At 72.6% G+C, this 13,046-nt stretch carries 10 protein-coding genes; 8 read left to right on the forward strand and 2 right to left on the reverse strand.

Annotation, left to right across the window (positions count from 1 at the left end):
* The first annotated feature begins 10 nt into the window (after positions 1-10).
* From ABRP24_RS07720 to ABRP24_RS07750, 7 genes are all read left to right on the forward strand, one after another.
* The gene (locus ABRP24_RS07720; protein ID WP_214524664.1) at positions 11-1,060 is read left to right on the forward strand and encodes a sugar phosphate isomerase/epimerase; all 1,050 of its coding nucleotides are present in this window, start codon (positions 11-13) and stop codon (positions 1,058-1,060) included.
* A 48-nt stretch (positions 1,061-1,108) separates the two neighbouring features.
* Entirely contained in the window at positions 1,109-2,374 is a 1,266-nt protein-coding gene (locus tag ABRP24_RS07725) for an ROK family transcriptional regulator (protein WP_349849774.1), read from the forward strand.
* Positions 2,371-3,402, forward strand: a complete 1,032-nt coding sequence (locus ABRP24_RS07730; protein ID WP_301599966.1) for an NAD(P)-dependent alcohol dehydrogenase — start codon at positions 2,371-2,373, stop codon at positions 3,400-3,402. The genes ABRP24_RS07725 and ABRP24_RS07730 overlap by 4 nt, the downstream gene beginning before the upstream one ends.
* A gap of 235 nt (positions 3,403-3,637) precedes the next feature.
* Positions 3,638-5,020, forward strand: a complete 1,383-nt coding sequence (locus ABRP24_RS07735) for an MFS transporter (protein ID WP_138802664.1) — start codon at positions 3,638-3,640, stop codon at positions 5,018-5,020.
* A 132-nt stretch (positions 5,021-5,152) separates the two neighbouring features.
* Entirely contained in the window at positions 5,153-6,580 is a 1,428-nt protein-coding gene (gene glmU, locus ABRP24_RS07740) for a bifunctional UDP-N-acetylglucosamine diphosphorylase/glucosamine-1-phosphate N-acetyltransferase GlmU (protein ID WP_071245981.1), read from the forward strand.
* A gap of 61 nt (positions 6,581-6,641) precedes the next feature.
* The gene (locus ABRP24_RS07745; RefSeq protein WP_027464468.1) at positions 6,642-7,619 is read left to right on the forward strand and encodes a ribose-phosphate diphosphokinase; all 978 of its coding nucleotides are present in this window, start codon (positions 6,642-6,644) and stop codon (positions 7,617-7,619) included.
* The gene (locus tag ABRP24_RS07750; protein ID WP_349849771.1) at positions 7,616-8,395 is read left to right on the forward strand and encodes a putative protein N(5)-glutamine methyltransferase; all 780 of its coding nucleotides are present in this window, start codon (positions 7,616-7,618) and stop codon (positions 8,393-8,395) included. Before ABRP24_RS07745 ends, ABRP24_RS07750 begins: the two co-directional genes overlap by 4 nt.
* A gap of 539 nt (positions 8,396-8,934) precedes the next feature.
* Here the strand turns inward: ABRP24_RS07750 and ABRP24_RS07755 are convergent.
* On the reverse strand, positions 8,935-10,569 hold the full coding sequence (locus tag ABRP24_RS07755) for a molybdopterin-dependent oxidoreductase (protein ID WP_349849769.1): 1,635 nt from the start codon (positions 10,567-10,569) through the stop codon (positions 8,935-8,937).
* A 109-nt stretch (positions 10,570-10,678) separates the two neighbouring features.
* Between ABRP24_RS07755 and ABRP24_RS07760 the strand changes: the two genes are divergently transcribed.
* Positions 10,679-11,461 (forward strand): hypothetical protein, encoded by a 783-nt coding sequence (locus ABRP24_RS07760; protein WP_349849767.1) that lies wholly within the window; start codon positions 10,679-10,681, stop codon positions 11,459-11,461.
* A 94-nt stretch (positions 11,462-11,555) separates the two neighbouring features.
* Here the strand turns inward: ABRP24_RS07760 and gndA are convergent, their stop codons facing one another.
* On the reverse strand, positions 11,556-13,013 hold the full coding sequence (gndA, locus tag ABRP24_RS07765) for an NADP-dependent phosphogluconate dehydrogenase (protein WP_027464472.1): 1,458 nt from the start codon (positions 13,011-13,013) through the stop codon (positions 11,556-11,558).
* Between the last annotated feature and the right edge of the window lie 33 nt (positions 13,014-13,046).

Raw genomic sequence — 13,046 nt, forward strand, 5'->3', positions numbered from 1 at the left:
GACGACGACGATGACGACGACGGACGCGAGCGACACGACGGAGACGACCCGGGCCTCCAGGCCGGTCACCCTGTTCACCGGACAGTGGGCCGACCTGCCCTTCGAAGAGGTCGCCCGGCTCGCCGGCGAGTGGGGCTACGACGGGCTGGAGATCGCCTGCTGGGGCGACCACCTGGACGTCCGGCGCGCCGCGACGGACCCCTCGTACGTCGCCGAGCGCAAGGCGATCCTGGAACGCCACGGGCTGCAGGTCTGGACGATCGCCAACCACCTGGTCGGCCAGGCCGTGTGCGACGACCCGATCGACCAGCGGCACGAGGACATCGTCCCGCCGCACGTGTGGGGCGACGGCGACCCGGAGGGCGTGCGGCAGCGTGCGGCCGAGGAACTGCAGTGGACCGCCCGTGCCGCCGCGGCGCTCGGGGTCGACACCGTCACCGGCTTCTCCGGCTCGTCGATCTGGAAGACCGTCGCCGGGTTCCCGCCCGTGCCCCCGGGGATGATCGACGCCGGGTACCAGGACTTCCACGACCGCTGGTCACCGATCCTCGACGTCTTCGAGGAGGTCGGGGTCCGGTTCGCGCTCGAGGTGCACCCGTCCGAGATCGCCTACGACTACTGGACCGCCAAGCGCACACTCGAGGTGTTCCAGGACCGGCCGGCGTTCGGGTTCAACTTCGACCCGTCGCACTTCGTCTGGCAGGACCTCGACCCCGCCGCGTTCCTGCTCGACTTCGCCGACCGGGTGTACCACGTGCACTGCAAGGAGTCGGTGAAGCAGCTCGACGGGCGCAACGGGCGGCTGTCCTCGCACCTGCCGTGGGGCGACCCCCGGCGCGGGTGGGACTTCGTGACCGCCGGCCACGGGGACGTGCCGTGGGAGCGGGTGTTCCGCGTGCTGAACCACATCGGGTACGCCGGACCCACCAGTGTCGAGTGGGAGGACGCCGGCATGGACCGGCTCGTCGGCGGGCCCGAGGCGCTGGCGTTCGTCCGGCAGCTCGGTACCATCGCGCCGCCGGACGCCGCGTTCGACGCCGCGTTCTCGCAGTCGCGCTGACCGGCCGACCACGACCTCAGACCCCACCCACCACCCCGAGGAGGACCCATGGCACGGCAGCCCACGGCGACGCCGGGCAACGCCGCGCGCGTCCTCCGGCTCGTCCACGAGGACGGCCCCGTCACCCGCGCCGAGCTCACCCGGCGCACCGGCCTGAACCGCTCCACCATCCTCGCGCTCGTCGGGGAACTCGTCGATGCCGGTCTCGTGCACGAGGAGGCCCCCGCCGCGGGGACCCCCGGTACCGGTGTCGGACGGCCGAGCGGAGTCGTCCGGGCGTCCGGCGACGTCCTCGCCGCCGCGGTCACGGTCGAGATCGACGCCGTCGGGGTCGCCCTCGTCGGCCTCGACGGCACCGTGCGCGACCGGCTGGTCGAGCCGCAGACCACCGTGCCCACCGTGGCGCAGGCGATCGACGCCGTCGCACGGGTCCTCGCAGCACTCCTCGCCCGCACCGGACCGGCAGCCCGGATCGTCGGGGTCGGCGTCGCCGTGCCCGGCATCGTCCGGGTCGAGGACGGCACCGTACGCGACGCCCCGCACCTCGGATGGCGTGACGAACCCCTCGCCGCACCGCTCGCGGAACGCCTGGGGCTGCCAGTCCGGGCCGCGAACGACGCCAACCTCGGCGCCTGGGCGGAACGGCTGTACGGCAGCGCCCGCGGCGTCGACGACCTCGTGTACCTGAACGGCGGCGCGAGCGGCATCGGCGGCGGGATCGTCAGCGCCGGCCGGCCCTTCAGCGGCGCCGACGGGTACGCGGGCGAGCTCGGGCACACCTTCGTCGCGGCGAACGGGATCCGCTGCCACTGCGGTGCGGTCGGCTGCCTGGAGACCGAGGCCTCGCGCTCCGCACTCACCGCGGTCACCGGGACCCCGCCGGACGACCTCGACGCGCTCGCCGCGGCGCTCGCCGAGGGCCGGCCCGAGCTCGAGCGGGTCGTCGACCGACAGGTCACCGCACTCGCGACCGCACTGCGGAACGCCATCCACACCGTCGACCCCGAGGTCGTCGTGCTCGGCGGGTTCCTCGGTGCGCTGCTCGGACACGTCGGCGACCGGATCGACACCGACGTGCGGGCGCAGACGATGGCCGCCATGACCGACCGGCTCCGCATCGTCCCGGCGGCACTCGGCCGCGACGTCCTGGTCCGTGGCGCCGCCGAGATCGGCTTCGCGGAGCTGCTGCGCGACGCCACCATGCCCGCGCCAGCGCCAGCGCGAGCGACCACGCCCGCAGCGCCCGCAGCCGCCCCGTCCACCACCCACACGTCCGGCCGCGACGACGCGGCCGAGGAAGCGAGAACCGCATGACCTCCACCCAGCGCACCAGCGTCCTGCTCGGCACCCAGGACCTCACCGTCGAGGACCGCCCCGTCCCCGCTGTCGACCCCGGCGACGTGCTCGTCCGGGTCGCCGCCGTGGGGGTCTGCGGCTCCGACGTGCACTACTTCCGCCACGGCCGCATCGGCGACTTCGTCGTCGAGGAGCCCCTCGTCCTCGGGCACGAGCTGTCCGGCACGATCGAGGCCGTCGGCGCGGGCGTCGACCCGTCCCGCGTGGGGGAGCGCGTGGCCATCGAGCCGCAGCGCCCCTGCCACCGCTGCGCGCAGTGCCTGGCCGGCCGCTACAACCTCTGCCCGCACATGCGCTTCTACGCGACGCCGCCGGTCGACGGGGCCTTCACCGAGTTCGTCACCATCGAGGCCGAGTTCGCGCACGTCCTGCCCGACGCCGTGTCGTTCGAGGCCGGCGCGCTCCTCGAGCCCCTGTCCGTCGGCATCGCCGCCGTCCGCAAGGCGGGCATCGTGCCCGGTTCGTCGGTGCTCATCGCCGGCGCCGGTCCGATCGGCATCATCTGCGCCCAGGTCGCGAAGGCCTTCGGTGCGTCGCGCATCGTCGTCAGCGACCTGGTGCCGGAGCGCCGTGCGCGGGCCCTGGAGTTCGGCGCCACCGAGGTCGTCGACCCCACCGCCGTGTCCGTCGCGTCTGACATCGTCCCCGTCGACGCGTTCATCGACGCCAGCGGTGCGCCCCGTGCGGTGTCGGACGGCATCAAGGCGGTCGGGCCGGCGGGTGCCGCGGTGCTGGTCGGGCTCGGCAACTCCGAGATGACACTGCCGGTCGAACACATCCAGAACCTCGAGGTCACGGTCACTGGGATCTTCCGGTACACGAACACGTGGCCGGTCGCCATCGAGCTGGTCGCGTCCGGGCAGGTCGACCTCGACTCGCTCGTCACCGGTCGCTTCGGGCTCGACGACGTCCGCGAGGCCCTCGAGAGCGACACCGACCCGGAGTCGCTCAAGTCCGTCGTCTACCCCGGCGGCGTCCCGGCCTGAGCGACCTGCGCGTCGTCCGGTGCGAGGTTCCGTACTCCGTGACGGCGCGCAGACCTCGCACGGAGTGCGGGACCTCGCACCAGAGCGGGCGAATCCGCGGAAGCGCATGCGGGGTGCGGGCGCGCGGACAAGGCGGACGGGAGGCTCGGGGGCGGGCCCGCCCCGCGCCTCCAGTCCGGCACGTGACCCGGAACGGGGCCACCGCCGCGTCACCGGGACGCGCTACGGTTCGCGCATGACCGCTTCACCGGCCGCCGTCGTGCCGCAGCGCACCGACCGGCGCGCGCTCGTCTCCTGGGCGCTCTGGGACTGGGGCTCCGCCGCGTTCAACGCGGTCGTCACCACCTTCGTGTTCAGCACGTACCTGGCCAGCCGGGCGTTCGTGGACCCGGCGCTCGTCGCCGACACGTCCGCGGCAGGAAAGGCGATCGTGGAGCGCGAGCTCGCGCACAACGCGGCCGTCGTGTCCACCGCACTGACCATCGCGGGCATCGTCGTGGCCCTGGTGGCACCGGCCATGGGGCGGCTCGCGGACTCGTCCGGACACCGCCGCCGGTCGGTCCTCATCGCCACGATCGGCGTCGCGCTGTCGATCGGCGGCATGGTCTTCGTGGCGCCGAGCCAGCCGTACCTGCTGCTCGGCGCCGCCCTGCTCGGCATCGGCACCGTCGCCTACGAGATCGCGAGCGTGGGCTACAACGCCATGATCGGGCAGGTCGCCTCCGGGGAACGCACCGGCCGGGTCTCCGCCATCGGGTGGGCTGCCGGGTACTTCGGCGGGATCGTGCTGCTCGTGGTGCTGCTCGTGCTCTGCATCCAGGACTTCCGGGGCGACGGGGTCGTCGGCGGGCTCCTGCAGTTGCCGGCCACCGTCGCCACGGGGCAGTGGGACGTCCGCGTCGCGATCGGCATCGCCGCCGTCTGGCTGGCCGTCAGCTCGATCCCGCTGTTCCTCACCGTGCCTGAGGCCGTGCCCGACCGCACCCGCGGCGGCGGCGTGTTCAGTGCCTACGCGGACCTCGGCCGGGACATCGCGCGGCTCTGGCGCGAGCGGCGCAACGTCCTCGCCTTCCTGCTCGCCAGCGCGGTGTTCCGCGACGGTGTCGGGGCCGTCTTCACGTTCGGCGGGATCGTCGCCGCGCAGGTGTTCGGCTTCACGCCGTCGCAGGTCATCCTGTTCGCCATCGCCGCGAACGTCGTGGCCGGCATCGCGACGTTCGTCTCCGGACGCCTCGACGACCGGTTCGGGTCGCGTTCGCTCATCATGGTCTCGCTCGTCGGCCTCGCCGTGTGCGGGGTCGGGGTCTTCGCCGCCGGCAACGAGACGCAGTGGTTCTGGGTGCTCGGGCTGACCCTCGCCGTGTTCGTCGGCCCGGTGCAGTCGTCGTCCCGCGCCTACCTGGCGCGGCTGGCGACCCCCGGCCGCGAGGGCGAGCTCTTCGGCCTCTACGCCACCACCGGCCGGGCCGCGTCGTTCCTCGCGCCGGCGCTGTTCGGCGTGGCGGTGACCGTCGGTGGATCGACCCGGTTCGGGATCCTCGGCGTGGTCGTCGTGCTCATCGCCGGGCTGGTGCTGATGGCGTTCGTCAAGCGGGAACCGCAGGGCGCGCGGGCCTGATCCACGGCGGGCCGTCGGCGCGGCCTGGAGGCGCGGTGCCGGTCCGTCCACAGGCTGCGGTTCCGCGCACGGTTCCGCACAGTGCCGTGGTCGCGTCGGGCGGCCCGGGCTGCGGTGCGCCAGGATGGGTGCATGACCGACCAGCGCATCGCCGTCGTCGTCCTCGCCGCCGGGCAGGGCACGCGCATGAAGTCGTCCACGCCCAAGGTGCTGCACCGGCTCGCCGGTCTGCCGCTCATCGGGCACGTCCTGCGCACCGCGTCGTCGCTCAGCCCCGAGCACGTCGCCGTCGTCGTGCGGCACGAGCGGGACCTCGTCGCGGCCGAGGTCGTCGAGCGCGCCCCCGACGCGATCGTCGTCGACCAGGACGACGTCCCCGGCACCGGACGCGCGGTCGAGGTGGCGGTCGAAGCACTGCCCGCCGACTTCGACGGCGCCGTCGTGGTGCTGTCCGGCGACGTCCCGCTGCTCGACGCCGCATCGCTCCGGCTCCTCGTCGACGCCCACGTCGGTGGCGGCAACGGGGCGACCTTCGTGAGCGCGATCGCCCCGGACCCCACCGGCCTCGGACGGATCGTGCGGGATGCCTCTGGCGCCTTCGTCAGCGTCGTCGAGCACAAGGACGCGACGGCCGAACAGCTGACCATCACCGAGGCGAACGCGGGCATCTACGCGTTCGACGTGGCACACCTCCGGGCGGCCCTGCCGTCGCTCACCACGGCGAACGCCCAGGGCGAGAAGTACATCACCGACGCCCCCGCGCTGATCAGCGAGCGCGGCGGGCGCATCGACGTGGTCACCCTGACCGATCCGTGGCTCGTCGCCGGCATCAACGACCGTGCGCAGCTCTCCGACGCCGCGCGTGAACTCAACGCCCGCATCGTCCGCCGCCACCAGCTCGCCGGCGTCACCGTGCAAGATCCGGCGACCACCTGGATCGACCTCGACGTCACCATCGAGCCCGACACCGAGGTCCTGCCGGGCACCCAGCTCATCGGCGCCACCGCGATCGCCGCCGGCGCCGTCGTCGGGCCGGACACCACGCTCCGCGACACCGAGGTCGGGGCCCGCGCCACCGTGAACCGCGTCGACGCCACCCTCGCCGTGATCGGGGACGGCGCCTCGGTCGGCCCGTTCGCCTACCTGCGGCCGGGCACGATCCTCGGCGACGACGGCAAGATCGGCACCTTCGTCGAGACGAAGAACGCCCGGATCGGTCGCGGCAGCAAGGTCCCGCACCTGTCCTACATCGGCGACGCCGAGGTGGGCGAGGACTCCAACATCGGCGCGAACACCATCACCGCGAACTACGACGGCGTGCACAAACACCGCACCGAGGTCGGCTCGAACGTCCGTACAGGCTCGCACAACGTGTTCGTCGCCCCCGTTAGGATTGGTGACGGTGCGTACACCGGCGCCGGGACCACCGTCCGCAAGGACGTTCCGGCAGGATCGCTCGCGATCAGCTACGCCCCACAGCGCAACACCGACGGATGGGTCGAGGAACACCGACCCGGCACACCGGCGGCCGAGGCTGCTCGGCTCGCGAACGGCGAATAGATCCCGGCGACCACCCGTCGCCGACATCGACCCCTCGTGGGTCAGGGAGTGAGCACCGCACTTGTCCGGAATCAAGACAACCGGCCAGAAACGACTCGTCCTCGTCTCGGGGCGAGCACACCCGGCGCTCTCTGCCGAGATCGCGGAGGAGCTCGGGGTCGACCTCGTGCCGACCGATGCCCGGACCTTCGCGAACGGTGAGCTCTACGCCCGCTTCGACGAGTCGGTCCGTGGCTGCGACGCCTTCGTCATCCAGTCGCACACCGCGCCGATCAACGAGTGGCTCATGGAGCAGCTCATCATGGTCGACGCGCTGAAGCGTGCCTCGGCGAAGCGCATCACGGTCGTGGCGCCGTTCTACCCGTACGCCCGTCAGGACAAGAAGGGCCGCGGCCGCGAGCCGATCTCGGCCCGCCTCGTCGCCGACCTGTTCAAGGCCGCCGGCGCGCACCGCATCATGAGCGTGGACCTGCACGCCGCGCAGATCCAGGGCTTCTTCGACGGCCCCGTCGACCACCTGTTCGCCATGCCGGTGCTGCTCGAGCGCTTCCGTCAGATCCTCGACCCGAAGACGCTCACCGTCGTGTCGCCCGACATGGGCCGCGTCCGTGTCGCCGACATCTGGTCCGAGAAGCTCGGCGCCCCGCTCGCCATCATCCACAAGCGCCGCGACCCGCTCGTGCCGAACCAGGTCTCGGTGCACGAGATCGTCGGTGACGTCAGCGGCCGCGTGTGCCTGCTCGTCGACGACCTCATCGACACCGGCCGCACGATCGCCAAGGCTGCCGAGGCGCTCAAGAACGCCGGCGCCACCGGTGTCGTCGTCGCCGCGACCCACGCCGTCTTCTCCGACCCGGCCACCGAGCTGCTGCAGAGTGAGTTCATCGACCGCGTGGTCGTGACGGACACCCTGCCCCTGCCGATGGACAAGCGCTGGGACCGCCTCGAGGTCCTGCCGATCGCCCCGCTCATCGCCCGTGCCATCCACGAGGTCTTCGACGACGGCTCGGTGACGTCGATGTTCGACGGCGCCGCTTGACACATCCCGCGCGTGACGCCCTCGCGGCCCGGCTCCGGGCCGCGGGGAGCGTCTTCGCCGAGGACGAAGCCGACCTGTTGCTCGAGGCCGGTGACGGTGAGCCGGTGCGACTCCGAACCCTCGTGCAGCGTCGGCTGGCCGGTGAGCCGCTCGAGTACGTGCTCGGCTGGGCCGCCTTCGACGGGCACCGCATCCGGGTGACCCCCGGCGTCTTCGTGCCGCGAGCCCGCACCAGCGTCGTCGTCGAGCAGGCTGCGCGTCGGCTGCAGCGCTACGACCGCGTGGTCGACCTGTGCTGCGGCGCCGGCGCGATCTCGGTGGCCCTGTTCGGTCGGGTCGGCGCGCTCGACCTCGTCGCCACCGACATCGACCCGGACGCCGTCGACGTCGCAGCCGAGAACATCGGCGACCGCGGCATCGTCGTCGCGGGTGACCTGTTCGCGCCGTTGCCCGATCGGTTCCGCGGGGCCGTAGCGGTCATCGCGGTGAACGCACCCTACGTGCCGACGGCCTCGATCGAACTCATGCCGACCGAGGCCCGCGAGCACGAACACCGCGTCGCCCTCGACGGAGGTGTGGACGGCCTCGATCTGCACCGCCGGATCGCCTCGGGTGCGGGGGAGTGGCTCCGTCCCGGTGGCGCCGTGGTCATCGAGGTGTCCGAGGCCCAGGCCGAGGCGTCCGCCGCTGCCTTCACGGCCGCCGGCTTCTCCACCGTGGTCGAGCGGGACGCCGAGGTCGACGGCACCTGCGTCGTCGCGATCCTGCCCGCCTGACCGGGTCTGCCTGGACCCGGTCTGCCTGCCGAACCCCGCGGTCGAGCGGTCACGACATGCCGCTCAGGTTCGCCGGGGCGGCACGAAGTGTCGCCTGCGCGTCCGCGAACCGACGCTTTCTGCACCCCCGGCGTGACGCACGTGGCGTGTCGCGCGACCAGGGCGAGGGACGGGGCGGGCCGGCACCGGGCCTCCAGGCCATCGGGCGACCGGAGCGCGCCGGCGGTGGGCGGTCACGACACACCGCTCAGGTTCGCCGAGGTGGCACGAAGTGTCGCCTGCGCGTCTGCGAGCCGACGCTTTCGGTACCCCCGACGTGACGCACGTGGCGTGTCGCGCGACCAGGGCGAGGGGCGGTGCGGGCCGGCACCGGGCCTCCAGGCCATCGGGCGACCGGAGCGCGCCGGCGGCGGGCGGTCACGACATGCCGCTCAGGTTCGCCGGGGCGGCACGAAGTGTCGCCTGCGCGTCCGCGAACCGACGCGTTCTGCCACCTCGCCGGCAGTCAGCGGGCGTGTCGCAGACCCACTCCCGGACGGTCAGCGCGCGTCGACCGTGACCGTGTGCCAGCCCGTCGCACCGTTGGGCGCCGGCGGCCGGTCCACGCTCGTCTGCACCTCGCCGTCCGCACTGGTCGCGCGCACCTCGATGCGGTGTGAGCCGGCGACCGGCGTCCACCGCACCACCCACTGTCGCCAGGTGTCCGCCGAGACCGAGTCGGCGAGTTCGGCGCGCTGCCAGTCGCCGCCTCCGACGCGGACCTCGACGGCCTTCACGCCCTTGTGCGGCTGCCACGCGACCCCGGCGATCGCGACCGGCTTGCCCGCGGTCACCGTCGACCCGTTCCGCGGGGTGTCGATGCGGGACTCGAGCTTGACCGGGCCACGCTCCGACCAGCCACGCGGGGTCCAGTAGCCCTGCGCGTCGGCGAACCGGGTGACCTCGAGCTCGGTGACCCACTTCGTTGCCGAGACGTACCCGAACAGGCCCGGTACGACCATCCGCACCGGGAACCCGTGCTCGGTCGGCAGGGGCTCGCCGTTCATCCCGACCGCGAGCAGCGCCGCGGTGCCGTCGTCCTGCAGCACGTCGAGCGGGGTGCCGGCGGAGAACCCGTCGATGCTCCGTGAGAGCACCATGTCGGCGTCGCCCGTCGGACGTGCCCGGCCGAGGAGCTTCCGGATGGGGTAGCCCAGCCACCGGGCCGTGCCGATGAGGTCACCGCCGACCTCGTTCGACACGCAGCTCAGGGTGGCCACGTGCTCCTCGAGCGGCAGCGCGAGCAGCTCGTCCCACGTCAGCGTGATCTCCTGCTCGACCGCACCGTGGATGCGGAGCGACCAGTCGGCGGGATCGACCTGCGGCACGCGCAGCGCCGTGTCGATCCGGTAGAAGTCGGCGTTGGGCGTGATGTAGGGGGTGATGCCGTCGACGTCGAGCGACGCACCCGCGGGGACCGCCGGTGCAGCGGTCGCCGCGGCGGGCAGCCGGATGGCCCGCCTGGCAGCAGCGGCCGCCTGCATCGCGGACGACCCCAGCCGGGAGGCGGTGCCCACCACGACCGCGACGGTCGCCGTCGCGACGCCCCAGACCAGGAACGTCCGGCGCTCCGTCGACGCGGGTCGCGGTGCCGCCGTCGGCACGGTCGCCGCGGCCTCCCACCGACGCAGCCGCTGGAGCAGCAGGCGCAGGACGACCACCGCTGCCGCGATGCCGAGGACCGTCGGGGCACCGTCGAGCGTCCCGCTGCCCGAGCGGGTGCTGACGGCCAGCAGCGCCAGCACACCTCCGGCGGCGAACACGAGGGCGCCGAAGGGTGGGCGCACGCGTTCGAGGACTCCGGCACCGGCACTGATCGCGATGACGATCACCGTCATGAGCACGAACAGGGCGACCTTGTCCCCGGTGCCGAACACGGCGACCATGAAGTCCTTCGCACCCGGGGGAGCGAGGTCGATGACGGCGGACCCGACGGCGACCAGGGGGCTACCAGCTCCGCCGAGCAGCAGCGCGCCGAACTCGGCGACACCGAGGAACGCGGCGGCGGCCACGACGCCGACGATCGCAGCGATCAGCGTCCAACGTCGGGTCGCAGGGCCGTCGGGCCCGCTCGGGCAGTCCGACGGACCCGCCGTCGATCGCCCGATCGGTTCGTCCGTCGTCTCGGTGGTCACCGCCCGAGCGTAGGTCTCCCGGCCGCTCGTGGGCTGTGTGTGCGGGCTTCCCCGCGCGTTCATCGGGTTCGGCCAGCAGGTGGCGCGCGGCTCGTGGGAGGATCGGACCGTGCTGCAGCGTCCGGATGGTGTCCCGCGGTCCGGTCGTGCCCGCGGTGCACGGCGGACACCGATGTCTCCGGCACGTCGACTCGCCACCCTGCGCTGGGTGATCGTCGCCGTCTGGCTGGTCCTCCTGATCACCCGGATCGTCGTCGTCTCGACGGCGCCGGGCGTCGACCTCTCCTGGTACGGCATCGTCGAGTTCGGCGCGATCGCCCTCGGCGTCGTGGTCATCGTGGTCGCCGTCGTGCGGACCGCGACGGCACGGCGGCGGCAGGCGGACGAGGCCCTCGCGCTCGCCATCCGGCGGATCGACCCGACGGTGTGGCTCGTGCCGGCGGCGCCGACACCGGAACTCCGTGGCATCGTCGACGAGGTCCGTCCGGACACCCACCTCGGTTCGCGCGTGACCTGGGCCTTCGGCGCCACCGAGGCCTCCCTGTGGGAACTCGACGAACGACGGGCGACCCGGCTGCTCGTGATCCGGTGGAGTCGTGTCGTGCACGTCGGGCTCGAGGACGTGGCGGACGGCTTCGACGGCTCGGGACGACTCGACGGTGCAGCAGCAGCCGACGGCGCGGGGCGACCCGGCGACTCGCCGCGACCTGGCGGTTCCGGTGCTGCTCGCCGCGCGTGTGCGGTGGCGATCCACCACGTGCGACCGGACGACACCCCCGCCGTGGCGACCTTCTTCGTCCGGAGCGCTCCGGGTTCGCGTCGGCTGCTCGGGCGCGGTCCGCGGCTGGACCGACTCGTCGCCGACCTGGCACGGGAACGCATCGTCGCCTGACGCTGCGGAGGGCCCCGGGTTCAGCGAGGCCCTCCTCGCGATGCCCCGCACCGACCACGGTGGTCGGCAGGGGGCGCGGCAGCGGGCGCGGTCGTCAGTGCGTGGACGGCTCCTGTTCGACCTCGCGGCGGTCGTCGTCCGACCACAGCGTGTGGAAGGTGCCGTCCTTGTCGATGCGCTGGTAGGTGTGCGCGCCGAAGAAGTCGCGCTGGCCCTGGATCAGCGACGCCGGCAGACGGTCGGACGCGAGCGAGTCGAAGTACGACAGCGCGGACGAGAAGCCCGGCGCGGGCACGCCCGACGCTGCCGCGATGCCGACGATGCGGCGCCAGGCGGCTTCGCCCTCGGCCACCGCGTTCGCGAAGTACGGGTCGACCAGCAGCGACTCGAGCTTCGGGTTCTCGGCGTACGCCTCGACGATGCGGTTCAGGAACTGGGCACGGATGATGCAGCCGCCCCGCCAGATCTTCGCGACGTTGCCGAGGTCGATGTCCCAGCCGTACTCCTTCGCCCCGGCGATGATGAGGTCGAACCCCTGTGCGTACGCGACGACCTTCGAGGCGTAGAGCGCCGCACGGACGTCGTCGGCGAAGGTGTCCGGCACCTCGGCGATCTGCGGACGGTTCTTGACCGACTGCTGCACGGCGGCACGCTGCGTCGGCTTCGACGACACCGCACGGGCGAACACGGCTTCGCCGATGCCCGACACCGGGATGCCCAGACCCACGGCGTTCTGCACGGTCCAGACGCCGGTGCCCTTCGAGCCGGCCGCGTCGCGGATGACGTCGACGAGCGGCTTGCCGGTGTCGGCGTCGCGCTGCTTGAGGACCTCGCCGGTGATCTCGATCAGGTAGGACTCGAGGTCGCCCTTGTTCCACTCGTCGAACACCTGCACCAGGTCCTCCACCGAGAGTCCGCCGACGCGACGGAGCAGGTCGTACGACTCGGCGATGAGCTGCATGTCGGCGTACTCGATGCCGTTGTGCACCATCTTGACGAAGTGCCCGGCGCCGTCGGTGCCGATGTGGGTCACGCACGGTTCGCCTTCGGCCACCGCGGCGATCGATTTGAGGATCGGCCCGAGCGTCTCCCAGGCCTCCTTCGAGCCACCGGGCATGATCGACGGGCCCTTGAGCGCGCCCTCTTCACCACCGGAGATGCCGGTGCCGACGAAGTTCAGCCCCTTCTCGCGCAGGTCGTGCTCACGTCGGATGGTGTCGTGGAAGTTCGCGTTGCCGCCGTCGACGATGATGTCGCCCGGTTCGAACCGTTCGGCGAGCTGCCCGATCACGGCGTCGGTGCCCTTGCCGGCCTGCACCATGATGATGGCCGTCCGGGGCTTCGACAGCGAGGCGACGAACCCGTCGATGTCCTCGGACGCGATGAACCCGGCGTCGCCGTGCTCCTGGAGCAGCTCCTCGGTGCGGGCGTACGTGCGGTTGTAGACCGCCACCGTGTTGCCTTCGCGCGATGCGAGGTTGCGGGCGAGGTTCGAGCCCATCACTGCGAGTCCCACGACTCCGATGTTCGCCTGACCGTTGTTGTCTGCCACGGGGGCCTCCTTTGTCCTGACGTTGGCGCCCAA

The organism is Curtobacterium sp. WHRI 8282, assembly GCF_040223925.2.
In the GTDB taxonomy this organism is placed as follows: Bacteria; Actinomycetota; Actinomycetes; order Actinomycetales; family Microbacteriaceae; genus Curtobacterium; species Curtobacterium flaccumfaciens.